Genomic DNA, 22609 nt, shown 5'->3' on the forward strand with positions numbered 1-22609 from the left:
TGTGGGTGAGATTATTTTAAATATTTTAAACATATAAATAAGCATAATATTTAAGTAAGTTTAAAAAGAAAGGGGAATTATGCAGAAAAAACCATTTATAGCGACTAGGGAGTTAGTGGTATTTCCTGGTGTCGTAACACCAATTTTTATTGGAAGACCATCAAGTTTGGCGAGTATTGAAGAATCACTTGCGAAATTTGATAACAAATTAGTTCTTTCTTCGCAAAAAGACGGAGAAATAGAAGAACCAAAATTACCTGAAGATGTTTATGAAACAGGGGTTTTAGTTCATGTACTTCAAAGCGTGAGAATGCCTAATGGGAATGTAAAAGTTTTAGTAGAAGCAAAACATAGAGTTTTAATTACTGATGTTACTAATATTGATGGAATAAATTATGCTGATTATACAGAAGTTTTTTCAAAACCAATTGATGAAAGTAAATCTGAAGCATTGAAAAGAAAAGTAATTGATGAATTTGCTAATTATGCAAAAATTACTCAAAAAGTTCTTCCAGATATTATTTATAACATTAAAGATATTAAAAATACAGATAAAGCATTTGATTTGATTTGTACAAATTTGATGATACCGACTGTAGCGAAACAAGAATTGCTTGAAATATTAGATGTAGAAGAAAGAGCATATAAAATTTTAAGCATTATTGAAAGAGAAATTGAAATTTTTACTCTTGAAAAAGAAATTGAGAATAGAGTAAAAGAACAAATGGCAGAGGTTCAAAAAAATTATTATTTACGGGAAAAAATAAAAGCAATAAAAGAAGAAATCGGAGAAGAAGCTGATTCTGATGAAGAAATTGCTGAATTAGAACAAAAAATAGAGGATTCTAAAATTCCTGAAGATTTAAAAGGAAAATTAGTAAAAGAAATTGCAAGATTAAAAAGAATGCCAGATTTTTCTTCAGAAGCTTCTGTAATTAGAAGTTATGTTGAAACTGTGTTAGAATTACCTTGGGATAAATCTACAAAAGATGAAATTGATATAAAAAAAGCTCAGGAAATACTTGATGAAGATCATTACGGATTAGAAGAAGTAAAAGAGAGAATTTTAGAATTTTTAGCTGTAAAAAAATTAAATAATACGTTAAAAGGTTCAATTATTTGTTTAGTAGGGCCTCCAGGTGTGGGTAAAACTTCACTTGCACATTCGATAGCTCGTTCAATGAATAGAAAATTCACTAGAATTTCTTTAGGTGGAGTTAGAGATGAAGCTGAAATTAGAGGACATAGAAGAACCTACGTTGGAGCAATGCCTGGTAGAATTGTAAATTCATTGAAACAAGTTGGAGTAAATAATCCTGTAATGTTATTTGATGAAATTGATAAAATGGCGTCAGATTTTAGAGGAGATCCAGCTTCAGCAATGTTGGAAGTGTTAGATCCAGCTCAAAATAGTACATTTGAAGATCATTATATTGATCATACTTTTGATTTATCAAAAGTGTTCTTTGTATGTACAGCAAATGATATTGGTGGAATTCCAGGACCATTAAGAGATAGAATGGAAATTATTTTCATCGAATCATACACAGAATTTGAAAAATTAAATATTGCTAAAAAATATTTGATTCCGCAAACTAAAGAAGAAAATGGATTGAATGATTATAAAATACCGTTTTCAGATGCTTCAATCTTGAAAGTTATAAACGAGTATACGAGAGAAGCAGGAGTTAGAAGTCTAAGAAGAGAAATTAGTAAAATATTCAGAAAAATGGCTAAAGAAATTTTACTTGAAAAAACATCAAAATTATCAGTTACAGAAACTAAAATTAAGAAATATTTAGGAAATGCTAAATATAGAGCTGATAAGATTAAGAAGGATGAAGGTAAAATTGGGGTTGTAAATGGTCTTGCGTGGACGGCTGTTGGAGGAACTACATTGGAAGTTCAAGCAGTTAAAATGGAAGGTAAAGGATTATTGCAACTTACAGGAAAACTAGGAGATGTAATGCAAGAATCAGCTAGAGTTGCTTATTCTTATGTTAGACATATAAAAAATGAATTGGGAATTGAAGAAAAATTCAATGAAAAAACAGATGTTCATTTACATTTTCCAGAAGGAGCGGTTCCAAAAGATGGACCTTCAGCAGGTATTACAATTACAACTGCAATAATTTCAGTATTAGCAAATAAAGAAGTGCGTCAAGATGTTGCAATGACTGGTGAGATTACGATTACGGGAGAAGTTTTAGCAGTAGGGGGAATTAAAGAGAAAGTTATCGGAGCTCATAGAGTTGGAATTAGAGAAGTTGTACTTCCTTTTGATAACAAAGTTGATACAGAAGAATTACCAAAAGAAATAGCAAGTGAAATGAAATTCCATTTTGCGAAAACTTATGAAGATGTTAAAAAAATTGTTTTTGTGGATACGAAGGCAAAACCAGCAAAAAAAGCAGTAGCCAAAAAGAAAACAACTTCAAAAAAAGTGACTGAAGAGGAATAAGACTTATAGAAAAGAATCAGATGTTAAGTGGCATCTGATTTTTGTTTCATTTTTGTAATAGATTTATAATAGATTAATTTGAAAGATTAGATTTATAGTAAAAGTGGAAAATAAAAAAGACAAAAATTTTAAATTATGGTATAATGAAATGAAAAAATATTATATAAAACTTGAATTTTAAAAAGTTCGCTTGAAATCAATAGTTATAAAAATAGTTGCAAAAAAGGAAGGGACAAAATGAGTATTTTAAATAAATTGAATGAAAATCAGAGAAAAGCAGCAGAAAAGATTGAGGGGCCTGTATTAATATTAGCTGGAGCTGGAAGTGGTAAAACTAGGACAGTTACTTATAGAATAGCTCATATGATAAAAGAAAAAAATATTTCTCCATTAAATATATTAGCGTTGACGTTTACTAATAAGGCAGCAAGAGAGATGAAGGAGAGAGCAGAAGAGCTTATTGGTGAAGAAAATTCATATAATTTAGTTGTATCGACGTTTCACTCGTTTGCAGTAAGAATATTGAAAACTTATTCAGAAAGAATTGGTTATGGAAGAAATTTTAATATATACGATGTCGATGATCAAAAGTCAATAATTACAAAAATAAAAAAAGAAATGAATATAAAAGATGACATTGCACCTGGGAGAATTGCAAATAGAATTAGTAAGTTAAAGGAAGATGGAGTAGGATTAGATGAGGTTTCTAGACAGCTAGATTTAAAAATACCAGCAAATCGATTATTTTATGATATTTATAAAAAATATGATGAGGTTTTGAAGGCTAATAATGCAATGGATTTTTCAGATTTGTTGTTAAATGCGAGAAGACTTTTAGACGATAAATATGTACTAGATATTATTCAAAATAGATATCAATATATCGTAGTTGATGAGTATCAAGATACAAATAATATTCAGTATGAAATTATTAATTTGATTGCTGCAAAATATAGAAATATTTGCGTTGTTGGAGATGAGGATCAAAGTATTTACGCATTTAGAGGTGCGAATATAGAAAATATTCTTAATTTTGAAAAAGATTATCCAGATGCGTATACTATAAAATTAGAAAGAAATTATCGTTCTACGAAGAGAATTCTTGATACAGCAAATGAATTAATAAGAAATAATAAAAGTTCAAAAGGGAAAAAACTTTGGACAGATGGTTCTGAAGGTGAAAAAATTAAAATATTCAATGCGAAAACGCCTTACGATGAAGCAGAATTTATTGTAAAAGAAATTAAAGCAAAATCAAAATCTGGTGTAGATTACAAAGATATGACAATTTTATACAGAACAAATGCACAGTCACGGGTTTTAGAGGAAAAATTATTAGAAGGAAATGTTCCATATAAAATTTATGGTGGAATGCAATTTTTTCAAAGAAAAGAAATAAAAGATATTTTGGCATATTTAAATTTATTGAATAACAGAAATGACAATCATAATTTTTATAGAATTATTAATGTTCCGAAAAGGTCAATAGGAGAAAAAACGCTAGAGAAAATAGCAGAAATAGCAAACGAAAGAAATATTCCAATGTTAGATGCGTTACAATTTGTGGATGAAACTAATATTAGAGGAGCTGTAAAAAATACTTTAAAAGATTTTTACAATATGATACAAGGAATTTATCTTAGCTTAGATGAATTATCGGTAAAAGAAGTTTTTGATGAAGTTATTACTAAAACAAAATATTTTGATTCAATTGAAGATAATAAGGAAGATAGAATTAAGAATATTGAAGAACTCTTGAATAGCATTATTGAATTAGAGAAGAGAAATCCACATATTTCGTTGGCTGATTATCTAGATATGGTTTCTTTGACTGCTTCAACTGATGAAATGGAAGAAAATGAGAATTTTGTGAAGTTAATGACTATTCATAGCTCGAAAGGGTTAGAGTTTGATTATGTATTTATTGCTGGAATGGAAGATGGGTTATTTCCTTCATGTTCTTTTGAAAGTTCGGAAGAGGATATTGAAGAAGAAAGAAGACTTTGTTATGTGGCAGTAACTAGAGCGAAAAAAGAATTGTATATTTCGTATGCGTCAGAAAGAATGACTTGGGGACAAATGAATTATAATAGAAAACCGTCTAGATTTATATATGAAATGAAACAAGATAACCTTGAATATTTGGTAAATAATATTATCACTTTATCCAAAACTAAGAAAATTTCAAGTTCAAGTTTTAGAGAAGATAAATTTCAAGTTAAAAAAGAAAATTTTAACCCATTTTCGATAAGGAAATCAAAAGAAATTCATGAAACCAACTCTAAATATAAAGTTGGAGATACAGTAACTCATAAAAAATTTGGAAAAGGTAGAATAAAACATGTCGATAAAAAAAGTTTAACGATAGATTTTATGGTTGGAGAAAAAAAATTAGCATTGATTTTAGCTGAAAAATTTTTGATAGATTAAATAAATGGAGGTAAATTTATGAAAAGAAAAACTATTGGAAAAGAAGTGGAAATAGTAGGAATTGGGCTTCATAAAGGTGAGGAAATAAAATTGGTTTTAAATCCTAATGATGGAAGTAATCCTGAAATACCACAAGGAATTGTTTTTAAAAGAATGGATGTTGAAGGGAAAAATCCAATTGTGACTGTGGATTATACGCATTTATTTGATTTAGAAAGAGGGACTAATATAAGAAATGAAGATGATGTAAAAGTTCATACGATCGAACACTTTTTATCAGCTTTATCTGTTTCAGGAATAACCGATATTTTTGTTGAAATAACTGGAAATGAATTGCCAATATTAGATGGAAGTTCTATCAAATTTATTGAAAAATTTCAAGAAGCAGGATTTAAGGAACTAGAAACAGAAATCGAACCAGTTGTTTTGATAGAACCGATTATATTTAGTGATGAGAAAGCTGGTAAATATGTGATTGGATTGCCTTATGATGGGTTTAAAATATCTTATACAATTGATTTTAATCACAGCTTTTTAAAATCACAATATTTTGAAACAGAAATAACTTTTGATAATTATGTTGAAAAAATTTCTAAATGTAGAACATTTGCATTTGATTATGAAATTGATTTTTTGAAAAAAAATAATTTAGCATTGGGTGGAAGTTTGGATAATGCGATTGTAATTGGAGAAAATGGGCCTTTGAATCCAGAAGGTTTAAGATATCCAGATGAATTTGTAAGACATAAAATTTTGGACATTATTGGAGATTTGTATGTTTTGGGAAGACCAATAAAGGGACATATAATTGCTGTAAAAGCTGGACATTTTGTAAATGCTAAAATGACAGCAATGATTGCAAAAAAATATTTATAATAGAAATTGTAAAAAAGTTTAATTGAAAAAATTAATGATAAATAATTTGTAAAAAAGTAAAAAAATGGTTGTAATTTGTTTAAAAATTAAATATAATATATACAACTATATAAAATATTAAAACTTCAATATTGAAGGTTTATTAGTTTTAATTTTATCAAATTTTAAGTAATTGATTTAAGATTTAAAAAATAAAAAGATGAAAAATTTAGGAGGATTAGAGATATGGAAACAGTTATGAATATAGAAGATATTATGAAAATATTACCACACAGATATCCATTTTTATTGGTGGATAGAGTAATTGAAAAAAATGGAACAGATAGTTTAGTAGCGATTAAAAATTTAACAATGAATGAAGAATTTTTCCAAGGACACTTTCCAGGAAAACCAGTAATGCCAGGAGTATTGCAAATGGAAGCGTTGGCACAAGCAGTAGGATTATTAATGTTAGAACCAGGGAAAATACCTTTATTTATGTCAATTGACAAATGTAAATTTAGAAAACCAGTAGTACCTGGAGACCAATTAAGATTAGAAGTAGAAAAATTAAGCGTTAGAAGAAATATTATTGTCGCTAAAGGAAGATGTGTAGTTGATGGAAATGTAGTTAGTGAAGGAGAACTAAAATTCGCAGTTACAGATATGTAATTTGTATAATAAAGAGAAAAAACAAAAGAAGAGGTTTTAATTTATGAATATGAACAATATACATCCAACGGCAGTTGTTGATCCAAATGCTAAAATCGGAGAGAATGTAAAAATAGGTCCTTATTCGGTGATAGGACCAGAAGTAACTATCGGTAACGGAACTACTATAGAATCTCATGTTGTTATCGAAGGTGAAACAATTATAGGTGAAAATAACTATATTTTTTCTTTTGCATCAATTGGAAAGGATCCACAGGATTTAAAATTTGGTGGTGAAAAGACAAGAGTTGTAATAGGAAATAATAACAAAATTAGAGAATTTGTAACAATTCATAGAGGAACTACTGATAAATATGAAACAAGAGTTGGAAATGATTGTTTGATAATGGCGTATGTTCATATTGCACATGATTGTATTATAGGAGACCACTGCGTATTAGCAAATGCTGCTACTTTTGCAGGTCATGTGGAAGTGGAAGATTGGGCAGTTGTTGGAGGATTGACAGCTATTCATCAGTTTACAAGAGTAGGAAGACATGCGATGATAGGAGGATGCTCAGCTGTAACTCAAGACGTTGTACCTTACATGCTTTCTGAAGGAAATAAAGCTAGAGCGGTATACATTAATATTGTAGGACTTCAAAGAAGAGGTTTTTCGGAAGAACAAATTAAAACTTTGAGAGAAGTTTATAAAATTATATTTAAGAAAAAACTAAAATTAGAAGAAGCATTACATATATTGGAAAATGACTACAAAGATAATGAAGATGTAGTAAAATTGGTTGAATTTATTAGAAAAAGTAAAAGAGGAATCGCAAGATAAATTATGAATAAAGTAGGTTTAATAGCTGGAAATGGTAAATTGCCAGAATTATTTTTAGAACAATGTGAATTACAGGGAATAGAATTATTCTCTGTTTATTTATTCGATAGTGTTGAAGAAAGTGTGAAAAAACATATAAATTCAGCTAAATATAGTGTAGCACAACCTGGGAAAATAATCTCTTATTTTAAGAAAAAGGGTGTTTCCCAAGTTGTTATGCTTGGAAAAGTTGAAAAAGATTTAATCTTCTCAAATTTAAAGTTTGATTTTGTTGCAGCAAAAATTTTATTTTCTTCAAAAAATAAGAAGGATAAAAATATATTGAAGGCAATTATTGATTACATTGAATCTGAAGGAATAACAGTATTGCCACAAAATTATTTGTTGGATGATTATATAGCTAAAGAGAAGGTTTATACGAAAAAAATTCCTAGCGAAAATGACGAAAAAACAATCAAAATTGGGATAGAAGCTGCGAAAATGTTAACAGATATTGATGCAGGGCAAACGGTAGTTGCTAAAGATGAATCTATCGTTGCTTTGGAGGGAATTGAAGGTACTGATAAAGCGATTTTGAGAGGTGGAGAATTAGCTGGAAAAGACTGTATTGTTGTAAAAATGGCTAGAAGAAATCAAGATTACCGAATAGATGTGCCGACAATAGGTGTTGAAACAATAAAAAAAGTTGTGGAAATTAAAGCAAGAGGAATTGTAATAGAAGCGGATAAAATGTTATTCATTAATCAAGATGAAGTTGTGGAATATGCGAATAAAAATAAAATATTTATTAAAGGAATAAAACATGAATAAAATGAAAAAAGTATTTGTATCTTGTGGAGAAATGTCGGGAGATTTACATTTATCGTATATTATTGATAGTATTAGAAAAAAAGATAGTGAAATAGAATTTTACGGTGTTGTAGGCGATAAGTCTATAAAAGCTGGAGCGAATAAAGTAAATCACATTAAAGATAATGATATCATGGGATTTGTTGAAGCTTTAAAAAAATATAAATATTTTAAAAATAAAGCTAAAGAATATTTAAAATTCATACAAGAAAATAATATAGACACGGTTATATTTGTAGATTTTGGTGGATTTAATTTAAAATTTTTTGATTTATTGAAAAAGGAAATACCAAAAATAAAGACAATTTATTATATTCCACCAAAAGTTTGGGCTTGGGGAAAATCGAGAATAAAAGAATTGAAGAAATTTGATGATGTAATAGTAATTTTTCCCTTTGAAAAAGCGTATTATGACAGTTTAGAAAGTTCAAAAAAAATAAACGTGAAATATTTTGGAAATCCGTTGGTTGACAAATATGAGTTTTCTGAAAATTTAGGTGATAAAATTTTATTATTGCCAGGAAGTAGACGACAAGAAATTTTAAAATTTATTCCTGAAATAGTAAAATTTGTAAAATTAAAAGAAATGAAAAATCAGAAATTTATTTTAAAATTTGCGGATAAATTACACTTAGAATATGTGAAAGAATATAATTTAGAAAATATTGAAAATGTAGAAATAAGTTTTGATGCTATTGAAAATTTGAGAAAAGATTCTAAATATGCGATTGCAACTTCAGGGACTGTAACATTTGAATTATCATTGATGGGATTACCAACAATAGTTGTGTATAAAACTTCTCCTATTAATGCGTTTATTGCTAGAAAAATTGTTAAAATAACTTATATTAGTTTAACAAATTTAAACGCAAATAAAGAGATTTTTCCAGAGTTGTTACAAGAAAATTTTTCAGCTGAAAAATTATTATTACAATGTCAAAATTTTGAAAAAAATGAAGAAAAAATTGTTTTGGAATTAAAAAAAGAACGAGAAAAATTGGGTAATAGCGGTGTTTTAAATAAAATATCAGATTATCTAATTGAAAAAATAAAAGAGAGTAAATAATAATTATTAAATATTATTTAAGAGGATTGTGAAATGAAAGAAAAAAGAGAAGAGTTAATGAATAACTCGATATTTAAACTATTTATTAAAAATTTTATTCCTATATTAATAAGTTCTGTTTTAGTAGTTTTGTATAATTTAGTTGATAGATTTTTCGTAGGAAAAATTAGTGAAGAAGCATTGGCTGCAGTAGGAGTATCATTTTATATAGTTATGATATTTATAGCTTTTTCGATGTTAGTTGGAGTTGGAGCAGGAACGATTTATTCGATTCGACTTGGTCAAAAGAAAAAAGCTGAAACTCAAAAAATATTAGGAAATACGATTACAATATTTCTAATATTAGGAGCGCTTTTATTTTTAATATTGCAATTAAATTTAGATAACATTTTGTTATATTCAGGTGCAAATAGAGAAACATTACCATATGCGAAAACTTATTTGCAAATAATGCTTTTTGCTATAATTCCATTGTTTTTTTCATATGGAATATCAAATCTTTTAAATGCAGCTGGAACACCAAGAGTGGCAATGTTTTCAATGCTTGTAGGTGCAGTAACAAATATTATTTTAGATTATGTAGCTGTAATGATTTTGAAAACAGGAGTAGAGGGAACAGCTTATGCTACACTAATAGGAAACGTATTAGCAGCTCTTATTGTAATGTGGTTTATAGTATTTGGAAAATTACCATTTAAAATAAATTTATTTGGATACAAATTGGAATATATGAGTAATATAAAGTTCAGATTTAAATATTTGAAATTATTTCCAAAAACAGTAAAGGATATTTTAACAATTGGTATGTCACCTTTTTTACTTCAATTAGCAAGTTCTGTTGTAGGGTTAGTAACGAATAAAATTGTTGAGGTAAATGGTGGTACTTCAGGAGTAGCTGTTGTTACAATTATAAATTCTTATTTACCGATAATGACAATGACAATATATGCTGTGTCACAAGCGATGCAACCTATAATCGGATTTAATTACGGTGCAAAAAGGTATAATAAAGTAAAAAAATCATTAATAATGTCAATTTTAATAAGTATTGTTCTATCTGGAATTTTTTGCCTAACAATGATGATGATGCCAGACAAATTAGTATTATTTTTCAATGAAAAAAGTACTGAATCTGCTTTAAAAGAAGGAGTAAGAGCGCTAAGAATTTATTTTTCAACATCGATTTTATCTTCATTCGGAATAATAGTACCAAATTATTTCCAAGCAATAGGGCGTCCAAAATATTCAACAGTATTGAATATACTTAGACAAGTTGTAATATTTTTAATACTTATGATGATATTTTCATATTACTGGAAATTGGTTGGGGTTTGGTATGCACAGCCAGCTACAGATATTATATTTTTTGTAGTGTTGTTAATATTTACAATATTAGAAATAAAAGATTTGAGTAGAAAACAAAAAAATATTGAAATGAAAGAGAGAGAAAATTGATATGGTAGTAGTATTAATGATAGTTGCGTATATACTTGGAAGTATACCAAATGCTCTTTGGATAGGGAAAGTATTTAAAGGAATTGATGTTAGAGAGCATGGAAGCAAAAATACAGGTTCAACAAATGCAGCAAGAGTTTTAGGTGCTAAATTAGGTATTTTGACATTGATTTTAGATATATCTAAAGGTGCAATTCCTACTTTGATAGCGACAATGTTATTAGAATCATCGATTAGTGTAATTTTAGTTGGAATTTGTGCGATTTTAGGGCATAGTTTTTCAATTTTTATGAAATTTAAAGGTGGAAAGGCAGTAGCTACAACAGTTGGAGTATTTATTGTGTTAGTTCCAGGTGCGATTTTGTTAGCAGCTGTAATTTTCTTTTTAGTTTTTGGTATTACAAGATATGTTTCGTTATCTTCAATGATTGGAGCAATTTCTTTGCCAATTTGGATAATATTATTTTATAAAAATATACCACTTACTATTTTTGGTATAATAATTGCTATTTTGATAATAGTGAGACATAAAAGTAATATTCAAAGATTACTAAATGGGACAGAATCAAAATTTTCAATAAATAAGAAAAAATAATTTTAAAATAAAAATAAGAATAAAAAAATAAGAAAGTTGGTGGAAATGATGAAAAATATATTAGTGATTGGTGGTGGAAGTTGGGGAACTTGTTTATCAAAATTACTTGTTGAAAATAAAAATAATGTATTTTTATGGGAGTATAATGAGAAAACGAGAAATGTAATTAGAGAAAAAAGAGAAAATCCAGTATTTTTACCTAACATAAAATTGCCAAACGAATTAAATGTGGTTGATAGTTATTGCGAAACATTGAAAAATGAAAAGATAGATGTGATTTTATTGGCTACTCCAACACAATTTTTAAGACCGATTTTAAAAAATTTAAAAGAGTGTTTGAGTTATAAAGTGATAATTGTAAATGTGGCTAAAGGAATAGAAATTAAATCTAAGAAGAGAATCTCAGAAGTTATCGATGAAGAGCTTAGTGGAAAAGATTATAGCTATGTATTGTTAGCTGGACCTACACATGCAGAAGAAGTTGCATTGAAATTACCTTCAGCCATTTTATCAGTATCATTAGATGAAAAAGCAGCATTGGAAATCCAACATTTATTTAGTAATTCTTATTTTAGAGTTTATACTGGAACTGATTTAGTGGGAGCAGAGTTATCAGGAGCTGTAAAAAACTGTTTGGCAATAGCAGCAGGAATTTCTGATGGTCTTGGTTTTGGAGATAATTCAAAAGCAGCATTGATTACAAGAGGAATAAATGAAATTTTGGAAATTGGTAAATATTATCATGCAGATCCAAAAACATTTATGGGATTATCAGGACTTGGAGATATAATTGTTACGTGTACAAGTAAACATAGTAGAAATAGATATGTAGGAGAAGAATTGGGAAAAGGAAGAAAAATAGACGACATCATTTCAAGCATGAAAATGGTATCGGAAGGAGCTGAAACAATAAAAGCTTTATATGCAATTATTAAAGAAAACAATATTCAAGCACCAATTATGTCAGCACTTTATGAGGTGATTTATGAAAATCGACCTGTAAACGAATTAGTTTCGTTGTTTATGAATAGAAATTTAAGATCAGAATTCATATAAAAACAAAAAGAAAAAAATTAATTACCAACGGAGAGTGAAATGGAAGAAAACAACTTAAACTTAATTTCTTTATATTTAAGTGATATTCAAAAATTTGATTTGCTATCAAAGGAAGAAGAATACGATTTATTAAGAAGAATAAGAGAAGAAAATGATGAACAAGCTAGACAACTTTTAATCTTATCAAATTTAAGATTAGTAATAAGTACGGCTAAAAAATCATTAGGAAATGGATTACCATTGATAGATTTAATAAGTGAAGGAAATATTGGATTGATAAAGGCTATTAATAAATTTGATTATAAAAAGGGACATAGATTCAGTACATATGCGGTTTGGTGGATAAAACAGGCGATAAAAAAGTCAATTATTAATACAGGGAGAGATATCAGAATACCTTCATATAAATACGAACAATTAGCAAAGGTGAATAAAGTTATTAAAGAATATACGGCTAAGTACGGTGAAGGCCCTTCTACAGAATACATAGCAAAGAAAGTTGATTTGAAAGAAAGTAAAGTTATTTTGTTGTTAAATGAGTTCCAAGATATAGTTTCTTTAAATGAAACTATAGGAGATAATATTTATTTGGAGGATATTGTAGGAAAAGAAGATAATGTTGAAGAAAAGATTATAAAAGAAGATCAACTATACGAAATGAGAGAATTATTAGATAAGGTCTTAACTGAAAGAGAAAAAGAGATACTTGAGTTAAGATATGGTTTATACGATAATAAAATTCATACTTTGAAAGAGATTGGTCTTAAATTGAATATCACAAGAGAAAGAGTAAGACAAATAGAAAAAAAAGCAATAACAAAATTAAAAGAACACTTTAAAAATTATAAAGATATGATATAATACAAGTATGTGTGACTTTAGGGATAATAAAAAAGAGGTGAGAAAATGTTAAATGTAATTGTAAATAGAAGAGAATTGTTAAAAGCTATTCACATTGTAGAAAATGCTGTAAAAGAGAATAAAATTAGAGAAGTTTTATCAGGAATATACATTGAGGCGAAAGAAAATAAGGTGATTTTAAAAGGTACAGATTTAGAAGTATCGATTAGTACTGAGATAGAATGTGAAGTTATTCAAGAAGGGAAAATTGTAATTAAACATAAATTGATAGAAGAATTTTTGAAACAAATATCAGATGATAAAATTGAGTTGAATGAAGAATCTGGTAAATTAGTAATAAAGACAAGTGCTACAGATACAGAATTTTCAATATATGATGCAGAAAATTTTCCTATTCAAACGAAATTGGAAACAGGAGTGGAATATAATTTTAATAAAGACGAATTATTGACTCATATAGAGAATGTAAAAATTTCGGCTGCGACTGAAGTGGAAAATTTGGCTGTAAACTGTATAAGACTTGAAATTGGAGAAAATAAATTGAAATTGGTTTCTTCTGATACTTATAGATTAACTTTTATTGAAGAAGAATTGCCAGAAAGTCAAAGAAATAAAGAAGACTTAAATGTAAGCATACCATTAAAAACTATTGATGGATTAATTAAAATTATGAAACTTATAGACGAGGAAACAATTACAATAAAATCTGATAGTTCAAAAGTATTTTTCAAAATAGCTAATGTTGAAATTTTGACAAGAGTAATTGAATTGCAATTCCCTGATTATAAAACAATATTGAAAAATGTAGACCATAATAAAAAAATATTATTGAATACAAAAGATTTTACATCAGTATTAAGAAGAACTTTAATATTTGCGAGAGATAATAAAGAGACAAAAAATGGAGGAATTTTTAATTTCCAAAATAATAAATTGTATTTAACAGGTACAAATGAATATGCTCAAATTAAAGAAGAATTGCCAACTATTCAAGAGGGTGATGATATAAAAATCTCATTAAATGTTAAATTCTTGTTAGACTATATTTCTATAATAAGCGGAAAAGTGACAGAAATAAGATTATTGAATAGCAAAAGTTCTGTAATTATAAAAGATGAAGATTCAGACAAATCGCTTTACTTTACAATGCCTTTAGCGTTAAGAGAAAATTAATTTTTAAATAAAAAGAGTTGTTTATAAGTAAAATACTTTAAAACAACTCTTTTTTTTATTTTAGATATAAAAATTTTTTTATAAATTTGTAAATAAGAATAATAAAAAACTAGTTTTCTCTTATTTTCTTTAATCTAAGAAATAATCTAGAAAACAATTCCATTTTTAAATTTATTTTCAAATTCTATTGGTTCAGTACCAGCTTTGAATAATGCATTTCTCTTATCTACACCATCAGAATCAAGTAATCCGATTTTTAAGTCAATATCTTTTTGAATAAGATCTTTACGTTTTATGTAATCATCAATAAATTCGAAAACTCCAACATTATAATTATCCATATCTACAACAGATTGCATATAACTCTTCCATAAAGGTGCAGCTGCACTTCCTCCTGTCATACCACTACCCATTGATTTATTGTCATCGTTTCCGACATAAACTACAGTAGCTAGAGTAGGTGTATATCCAGTAAACCAAGCTGAGATATAATCACTTGTAGTTCCTGTTTTTCCAGCCATTGGAATAAGTTGACCGTTTTTAAATACTTTCGCAGATTGTCCAGTTCCGTAATTTACTGCATTTTCAAGCATTTGAGTTAGGATTGCAACATCTTTTGAGTCAAAAATCTTTTTATTTTTTGCTTTTGCTTCGTAAATAACTTCACCATATTTATTTTCAATTTTGTAAATATATTGTGGTGTAATTTGGTATCCACCATTTGCAAGTGCTGCATAAAATAATGCCATATCAATAGGTCTTGTAGAAATAGATCCTAAAGCAAGTGTATAGTTTTTAGGGAAATCTCCACCAGTAACACCAGAATCACGCCAAATTTTTTCAACAGCATCAATTCCAACATATTGTAATAATTTTATTGGAATAATATTATTAGAAATTTCAATAGCTTTATCAAGTGTCATACTGTCTCTAAAACTTCCATCATAGTTTTTTGGAGTCCAGTTTCCAATTTTAATAGGCGAATCTTCCATAACGCTGTTCATTCCCATATTTTTTTGCAAAGCAGCAAGATAAATCAATGGTTTAAATGAAGATCCAGGTTGTCTTAAAGAGTTTAAAGCTCTATTAAATTCACCTTTTTTATAATTTTTTCCTCCAACCATTGCTTTTACAAAACCATTACTTGGATCAATTGAAATCAAAGCTCCATTCATATTAGCACGATTTCTTAAATTATAATTACTGTTGAATGCTTTATAAGCAGCTCTTTGCATATTTAAATCAACAGTTGCATATATTTTATATCCATCAAAAAGGAATTTTTGATCTTCTTCATCAATTTTCAATATTTTTTTAGCTTCACTCAATACAATAGTTGTAAATTCAGGTGCAGTATTTGAAGTAGAAATTTGTTCTTCTTCATTTTTGTTTTTAATATTTCCATTTTTAAATTTAATTTTTTCAGCAGCAGCTTCTTCATATTCGTTTTCATTGATAAATCCGTAAGACAACATCTGTTTCAAAACAACATGTTCCCTTTCAACCGCATTTTCAATTTTTGAATATTTGGTAGGCGATTTAGGTAAACTTGCTAAAACTGCAGCTTCAGCAATTGTTAAATTTTTAGGTTCTTTATTAAAATATCTGATAGCAGCATTTTTTATACCATAAGCTCCTTGACCAAAATAAATTGTATTTAAATAATTTTCAAGAATTTCATCTTTAGTATATTTTCTTTCAATCTCAACTGCTAAAATAGCCTCTTTAATTTTTCTCATAACTGTTCTTTCAGGTGTCAAGAAAGCATTTTTTGCTAATTGTTGAGTAATGGTACTTCCACCTTCTCTTCTTCTTCCAGAAAGAGTTGTTAAAATAGCTCTACCTGTACGTAAAAAGTCGAATCCATGATGTGAACGGAATTTTCTATCTTCGATTGCCAAGAAAGCATTCTGTACATTAAGAGGTACATCTTTTATACTTACAGGCGAACGATTTTCTACATTTACTGTATCAAGTTGATTTCCGTTAATATCATAAATTATCGACGGAGAAGTTGGTGCGTAACTGTCAATTAAATCTACAGGTGTTTCTCTTCGAATTGTATAAAAAATATACCCTAAAACACCTAAACAAACAATAAATAAAAATATAATAAATTTTAAGAAAAGCGAAAGAAAAAATTTTCTTCTTGTAGCTTTAACAGGATCGGTCCCATTATTCTTAAAATCGTTAGGATTAATTTTCTGTGCCATTTTCCATCTCCTTTTTGGCTTTCAATTGTCCACAAGCAGCGGCAATATCTTGACCTTTTGTTTCACGCAATGTTACATTAATATTTTTGTCTTTTAATAATTTATAAAATTCTCTTTGCTTCGATTTAGAAGGCGTTTTATAAATTTTACCCTTTACAGGATTATAAGGAATAAGATTTACTAAACAAGAGAACGAACGCAAGTAATCAGCTAATTCAAACGCATCACTATACTCGCAATTAAAATCATCAATTAAAATATATTCGAAAGTAATCCTGTTTTTAGTTTTTTTCTGATAATTAATCAGAGCTTTTTTCAATTCTTGCACACCCCATCTTTTGTTAATAGGCATAATTTCAGTTCTTCTATCATCTCTAACAGAATGAAGTGAGATTGCAAGATTAACTTGGCTTTCATTTTCAGTAAATTTCTCAATTCCAGTAACAATTCCACTCGTTGAAACTGTAAAGTTTCTTTTTGAAAAATTTTGTCCTTTAGGCGAATTTAAAATATTAATTGATTCGATTACGCTATCGTAATTTAAAAATGGTTCTCCCATTCCCATATAAACGACATTTCCTAATCTTTCGCCTCTTTCTGATAAATATTTTTGCACATAATAAAACTGTAATAAAATTTCAGAAGCACTTAAATTTCTTTCGTAAGTCATCGTAGCAGTGGCACAAAAATCACAACCAATCAAACATCCAATTTGTGAAGAAACACAAAGAGTATGACGATTTTTATGTGAAATCAACACACTTTCAATTAACCTATTATCACTTAATTCAAAAAGAAACTTTTCAGTATCTTTATCATCTGATATTTGATGAGTTTTAAAGGTTAATTGTGCAATGTAAAAATGTTCCTTTAAAAATTCTCTATCTTTTTTTGAAATATTGGAAAATTCATCAAAATTGAATACCATTTTATTATGAATCCAGTCAAAAACTTGTGTTGCATTGAATTTTTTCAACCCTAAACCTACGAAAGTAGTTACCATTTCTTCTAGATTCATTCCAATTATATCAATTTTTCCATCTTTATCTTTTTTAATCATATTTGCTAAGAATATCTCAAAATATTCGTTTTCCCTCCTTTAATATCTGTACTTAACTTCTTTATATAATAACATATTTTCTATAAAAATAATATAGAAAAATCTTTAATACTTTATATGTTTTTGAAACATATTTTAAGAAAATTATATTATTGTAAGTTAACAGAAATTATCTCTTTATTTTCGCTAGTTTTAGATGAAATATTTGTTCCTAAAGTTATTTTCAAATTTTTTGAATTAGCAACTGCTGCAGGAACATCAAAAAATACTAGTTTTTTCACTTGTTGTCCTGGATTAATTGCATCAATAAACAAGCTATTTTTTATAAGTAGAGTTACAGGTGAAAATGATTGTGTGCTAGAAGCATTCAAAATAAAGCTACTAGAATTAAGATTTAAAGGTTCTTGTGTAAGGTTTTTTACGTTCACATATAAAATTAAAAATTTATTTCCTTCGGCACTAGGTTTATTTTCAAAATATCCAGTTTCATCCATTAACTTATCTTTAACTTGTTTTCCTTCGATTATAACTTCGGCAACTTCGGTAGTTATCTTTTCTCCCATTTTAAAAGTTTTAGTTGATGCTTTTTTAGTTTCTGAATTTGAAACATTAGATGTAGCGACTTTTTGAACGGTAGTTTTTCTTCCACCAAAAATGCTCCATAAAACACCCAATACAACGACAACAATTAAAATTCCCGTTCCCCATTTTTTATAGTCTTTTTTTTCAGTAATATTTGTATTATCTTCCATATTTATCCTCTTCCTTTCTTTAATTGTTCATTTCGTTTATTATATCATATTTCGATAGCTAATAGTATTTTTTTATTTGAGAATATCATTAAATTAATATCTTTTTAAAATTAAAAATTTAAAAATTATTTTTTAAGGGAATTTCTTGACTTTATCATAAGTTTAGTATATACTTATAGATAAGTAAAGTATTTAGAATTTTTTAATACCATATTTTAGGAGGTAATCAATATGTCAAATTTAAAGAAAGTAGTTACAATTGCAGGATCAGATACAAGTGGAGGAGCTGGTATTCAAGCTGATTTGAAAACATTCCAAGAAAGAGGCGTTTATGGAATGAACATCATCACAGTTCTTGTTACAATGGATCCAAAAGATTGGTCGCATAAAGTATTTCCAGTTGATATGAATACTATTAAGGAACAAGCAAACACAGTTTTCAATGCAATTGGAGTAGATGCAGTAAAAACAGGGATGTTACCAACAGTAGAAATTATCAATTATGCAGGAGAATTAATTAAAGATTTAAAAAATACTCCAATCGTAATTGATCCAGTTATGGTTTGTAAAGGTGTAAAAGAAGCTCTTTTTCCTGAAAATACAATTGCAATGAGAAAAGCATTGCTTCCAAATGCAACAGTTACAACACCGAATTTATTTGAAGCCGCACAATTAGCAGATGTTGAGCCAATAACAAATTTAGATGATTTAAAAGAAGCTGTTAAAAAAATATATGACTTTGGGGTAAAAAATGTTGTTATTAAAGGTGGAAAATCATTTAGTAAAAATTCTGCGATAGATGTTTTATATGATGGATCAAATTTTGATGTAATAGAAACTGAAAAAATCGATACACCTTATACTCATGGAGCTGGATGTTCATTTGCAGCATGTATGACTGCTGAATTAGCTAAGGGTGCTACAGTGAAAGAGGCTTTGGAAACTACAAAAACATTGATTACAGAAGCGTTAAGACAATCATTTAAATTAGGTGAATTTGTAGGTCCTTTAAATCATAAAGCATTTGCTTTGAAATAATTTTTAAGAATTTTATTAATTAAGCTAGAACATTTGTGATTTTTCATGATTTAAGTCGTGAGAGATTTAGTTTAAGAATGGGATAGATATAAAAAATAGAGATAAATAGAAAAATTCGATAAATCTAGAAAATTTAAACTTAAATTATTTTTTAGAATATCGAATTTTTTTTTATAAATTTTGTTAAAAAGATACAAAATTTTTCAATAAAATGATAAAATACTTAAAGGATATAAAAATATAGGGAGAAAATAATGAGTGGAGATATTAAATTATTTGAAGATGGAATGAAAGAAAAATATGAAAAGTTGAGGAAAGAGATAGAGAAGCATAATAATTTGTATTATAATGAAGATAATCCAATAATTTCTGATATGGAATATGATAAATTAATAAGAGAGTTGAGGGATTTAGAGGAGAGCAATCCTGACTTGAAAGTGGAATATGAGATAAAAAATTCAAAAGTGGGTTCTGGAAGTGAGAAAAGTGAAAATGAAAATGTGAGTCCGACTGAAAAAATAGGTGGAATTGCAAGTGAGAAATTTTCAAAAGTTAGACATAGAGTTCCTATGCTTAGTTTATCAAATACCTATAATATTTCTGAAATTGAGGATTTTGATAAGAGAGTAAAAAAAATAATAGATGTTAAAAAGAAAATTGATTATGTTTTGGAGCTTAAATTGGATGGATTGAGTATTAGCTTGATTTATGAAAATGGAGTTTTGAAACAAGGGATTACTAGAGGTGACGGACAAATTGGAGAAGATGTTACGGAAAATATAATGGAGATTGAGTCGATTCCTAAAAAGTTGAAAGAGCCTATTTCACTTGAGGTTCGGGGAGAGGTAATTTTGCCAATAAGTGAATTTGGTAGAATAAATCAAGAAAGGGAAGATGAAGGCGAAGATGTGTTTGCGAATCCTAGAAATGCAGCGGCTGGAACGATTCGTCAGTTGGATAAAAGTATTGTTAAGGAAAGAAAATTGGATTGCTATTTGTATTATTTGGTTAATGCTGAAGAATATGGCATGAAAACACATAAAGAAAGTATTGAATATATTGAAAAATTAGGATTTAAGACTACAAAAATTTTTGAGTTGTATAATGATTTTGGAAAACTGGAAAAGGCAATTGATGTTTGGAAAACTAAAAGGGAGAAATTGGATTATGAAACAGATGGATTAGTAATAAAAGTCAATGAATTTGAGCATTATGATGAGCTTGGGTATACGACAAAAAGTCCAAGATGGGCGATTGCCTATAAATTTCCAGCAGAGCAAGTGAAAACAAAACTTTATGATGTGACATTTCAAGTTGGAAGAACGGGTGTTGTAACGCCAGTTGCTGAGCTTGAAGCTGTAAATTTGTCGGGATCTGTCGTGAAGAGGGCTAGTTTACATAATTTTGATGAAATCAGACGAAAAGAAATAAAAATAGGAGATAACGTTATTATCGAAAAGGCGGCCGAAATTATTCCACAGGTTGTGAATGTTGTTTTTGAAGATAGAAAAGGTGATGAAAAAGATATCGAAGTTCCTACGAATTGTCCAATTTGTGATAGTGAATTAGTGAAAGAAGAAGGACAAGTTGCTTTAAAATGCTTGAATCCGCAATGTCCAGAAAAAGTTAAACGTGAAATTGCATATTTTGTTTCAAGGGATGCGATGAATATTACTGGGCTTGGAGAGAAAATTGTTGAGAAATTTATTGAGCTTGGAAAAATAAAAACGGTTGTTGATATTTATTCATTAAAAAATTATGCAGAAGAGCTAGAAAATCTAGAGAAAATGGGTAAAAAAAGTGTTGAGAATTTGATCAATAGTATTGAAGAAAGTAAAAAACAGGGATTTTCAAAAGTTTTGTATGCGTTAGGAATTCCTTTCGTTGGGAAATTTAATGCAAATTTATTGACAAAAAATTATAATAGCATTGAGTTGCTAAAAGAAAAAAGTATAGAAGATTTGTTGGAAATAAAGGGAATTGGCGATAAAGTTGCTGTTGCGATTCATACTTATTTGAATGATGAAAATAATTGGGCGAAAATTGTTGCATTGAAGGAAATTGGTTTACAGTTTGAAGCAGAGAAAGCTGAGGAAGAAAAGATTGAGGATAATCCTATAAAAGGTAAGAGTTTTTTAGCGACTGGAAAATTAGAAAAATATAAAAGAAATGATATAAAAGATATTATTTTGGCAAAAGGTGGGAATTATCTTTCAGGTGTGACAAAGAAACTAGACTATTTGATTGCTGGTGAAAAAGCTGGAAGTAAATTATCGAAAGCAGAAGAATTAGGAGTTAGAGTATTGACAGAGGAGGAATTTGAGAAGGAATTTTTAGAGAAGTAAAATTTGATAATTTCAAAAGAGTGTGTAAAAATTTTGTGTAAATAGAACAGTAAAGTATTGAATTCACTGGATTATCTATTAGTTTATACAAAATTATAAACACACTCAATTTATGTATTTAATGAAAATCTTCATTTTTCAAAATAAAATCTCTAACCTTTTCAGCAACTTCCTTTTTAGCAAAAAATAATTTCTCAGATTTAAAAGATTTAGTAAAAATAAAAGTTAAAGATGAATAACTTCCTCCACGATTATAAACTCTATCAACTTTTATGTCAGAAATCCAAGAATAAGGAATTATGTATGCTGGATAGACAGAAAATAAATATCTGCTTCCAATTTTTAAATCACTTTGTGCGACCATTCCAGTTTTAACTATTTTCTCAGAGTTGATAAAATCTTCTTTTGCATAATTTAAAAATCTGTATTTTTCTAAGTTATCTAGCATGTCGGCTAATCTTTTATTTTCTTTCTTTTTCATAAATAATGCAAATAATAATAGAAAAAGTATAGTAAACCATAAGAAAATTGGGATACCAAATTTAATGAATACAAATAACATAGGATTTATTGGAAAATCAGGAAACTCTTGTGCAAATTTTAACTCTTTTAGATATTCAGCATACCCACCGAATAAGATATAAATGGTATCTATTGTCAACAAAAAAATTTCTGCATAGTAAACTGGTTTTGCTGTTCTTTCCATTTTTAATAAATTATAAAAAAATTCTCGTGGTTTTAAGTCTTTTAAGTCGTCACTAATTTCAGCAGATATAATTTTTTGCATGTTTCTTTTTCTTAATGATAAAGAAAAAAATATTGATAAAATAAATAAAAATGGTATAAACATTGTTCCTATAATTATTTCATATATTCCCATTTAAAACACTTCCTTTTTAGTATAA

18 protein-coding genes are annotated in these 22609 nt (G+C 28.0%); 14 read left to right on the forward strand and 4 right to left on the reverse strand.

The window, feature by feature from the left end:
• Positions 1-79: 79 nt before the first annotated feature.
• The 12 genes from lon to dnaN all read left to right on the forward strand — a co-directional run bounded on the left by lon (position 80) and on the right by dnaN (position 14296).
• Positions 80-2461 (forward strand): endopeptidase La, encoded by a 2382-nt coding sequence (gene lon / locus J4863_RS03850; RefSeq protein WP_211619144.1) that lies wholly within the window; start codon positions 80-82, stop codon positions 2459-2461.
• A gap of 237 nt (positions 2462-2698) precedes the next feature.
• Positions 2699-4891, forward strand: a complete 2193-nt coding sequence (locus tag J4863_RS03855; protein WP_211619145.1) for an ATP-dependent helicase — start codon at positions 2699-2701, stop codon at positions 4889-4891.
• Positions 4892-4909: 18 nt separating this feature from the next.
• Complete coding sequence (gene lpxC, locus J4863_RS03860; RefSeq protein ID WP_211619146.1) at positions 4910-5767, forward strand: UDP-3-O-acyl-N-acetylglucosamine deacetylase; 858 nt, start codon at positions 4910-4912, stop codon at positions 5765-5767.
• A gap of 225 nt (positions 5768-5992) precedes the next feature.
• Positions 5993-6418, forward strand: coding sequence for a 3-hydroxyacyl-ACP dehydratase FabZ (fabZ, locus tag J4863_RS03865; RefSeq protein WP_211619147.1), 426 nt, complete (start codon positions 5993-5995; stop codon positions 6416-6418).
• 49 nt (positions 6419-6467) lie between these two features.
• Positions 6468-7241, forward strand: a complete 774-nt coding sequence (gene lpxA / locus J4863_RS03870) for an acyl-ACP--UDP-N-acetylglucosamine O-acyltransferase (protein ID WP_211619309.1) — start codon at positions 6468-6470, stop codon at positions 7239-7241.
• Between the two features lie 3 nt (positions 7242-7244).
• The gene (locus J4863_RS03875) at positions 7245-8051 is read left to right on the forward strand and encodes an LpxI family protein (RefSeq protein ID WP_211619148.1); all 807 of its coding nucleotides are present in this window, start codon (positions 7245-7247) and stop codon (positions 8049-8051) included.
• Entirely contained in the window at positions 8044-9156 is a 1113-nt protein-coding gene (gene lpxB, locus J4863_RS03880) for a lipid-A-disaccharide synthase (RefSeq protein ID WP_211619149.1), read from the forward strand. Before J4863_RS03875 ends, lpxB begins: the two co-directional genes overlap by 8 nt.
• Before the next feature lie 33 nt (positions 9157-9189).
• Positions 9190-10611 (forward strand): MATE family efflux transporter, encoded by a 1422-nt coding sequence (locus tag J4863_RS03885; RefSeq protein ID WP_211619150.1) that lies wholly within the window; start codon positions 9190-9192, stop codon positions 10609-10611.
• A gap of 1 nt (position 10612) precedes the next feature.
• Positions 10613-11206: a glycerol-3-phosphate 1-O-acyltransferase PlsY gene (gene plsY / locus J4863_RS03890; protein ID WP_211619151.1), complete on the forward strand. Its 594-nt coding sequence runs from the start codon at positions 10613-10615 to the stop codon at positions 11204-11206.
• A gap of 48 nt (positions 11207-11254) precedes the next feature.
• Positions 11255-12262, forward strand: a complete 1008-nt coding sequence (locus tag J4863_RS03895) for an NAD(P)H-dependent glycerol-3-phosphate dehydrogenase (RefSeq protein ID WP_211619152.1) — start codon at positions 11255-11257, stop codon at positions 12260-12262.
• Positions 12263-12301: 39 nt separating this feature from the next.
• Positions 12302-13123 carry an RNA polymerase sigma factor RpoD/SigA gene (locus tag J4863_RS03900; protein ID WP_211619153.1) on the forward strand — a complete coding sequence of 274 codons (822 nt, stop codon included), beginning with the start codon at positions 12302-12304 and terminating at the stop codon, positions 13121-13123.
• A 45-nt stretch (positions 13124-13168) separates the two neighbouring features.
• A complete protein-coding gene (gene dnaN / locus J4863_RS03905; RefSeq protein ID WP_211619154.1) occupies positions 13169-14296 on the forward strand; it encodes a DNA polymerase III subunit beta in 1128 nt (375 codons plus the stop codon).
• 146 nt (positions 14297-14442) lie between these two features.
• Here the strand turns inward: dnaN and J4863_RS03910 are convergent, their stop codons facing one another.
• From J4863_RS03910 to J4863_RS03920, 3 genes are all read right to left on the reverse strand, one after another.
• Positions 14443-16509, reverse strand: coding sequence for a transglycosylase domain-containing protein (locus J4863_RS03910; RefSeq protein WP_211619155.1), 2067 nt, complete (start codon positions 16507-16509; stop codon positions 14443-14445).
• A complete protein-coding gene (rlmN, locus tag J4863_RS03915) occupies positions 16493-17569 on the reverse strand; it encodes a 23S rRNA (adenine(2503)-C(2))-methyltransferase RlmN (RefSeq protein WP_211619156.1) in 1077 nt (358 codons plus the stop codon). Before rlmN ends, J4863_RS03910 begins: the two co-directional genes overlap by 17 nt.
• A gap of 149 nt (positions 17570-17718) precedes the next feature.
• Entirely contained in the window at positions 17719-18321 is a 603-nt protein-coding gene (locus J4863_RS03920; protein WP_211619157.1) for a DUF4352 domain-containing protein, read from the reverse strand.
• Positions 18322-18552: 231 nt separating this feature from the next.
• Here J4863_RS03920 and thiD point away from each other — a divergent pair, with 231 nt between their 5' ends.
• Both thiD and ligA read left to right on the forward strand, forming a co-directional pair.
• Positions 18553-19359, forward strand: a complete 807-nt coding sequence (gene thiD, locus J4863_RS03925; RefSeq protein ID WP_211619158.1) for a bifunctional hydroxymethylpyrimidine kinase/phosphomethylpyrimidine kinase — start codon at positions 18553-18555, stop codon at positions 19357-19359.
• Between the two features lie 254 nt (positions 19360-19613).
• Positions 19614-21704 (forward strand): NAD-dependent DNA ligase LigA, encoded by a 2091-nt coding sequence (gene ligA / locus J4863_RS03930; protein ID WP_211619159.1) that lies wholly within the window; start codon positions 19614-19616, stop codon positions 21702-21704.
• 118 nt (positions 21705-21822) lie between these two features.
• On the opposite strand, the gene J4863_RS03935 is transcribed toward ligA, so the two are convergent.
• Entirely contained in the window at positions 21823-22584 is a 762-nt protein-coding gene (locus tag J4863_RS03935) for a hypothetical protein (protein ID WP_211619160.1), read from the reverse strand.
• Positions 22585-22609 lie beyond the last annotated feature (25 nt).

The organism is Leptotrichia sp. oral taxon 221, from assembly GCF_018128245.1.
GTDB lineage: Bacteria > Fusobacteriota > Fusobacteriia > Fusobacteriales > Leptotrichiaceae > JABCPH02.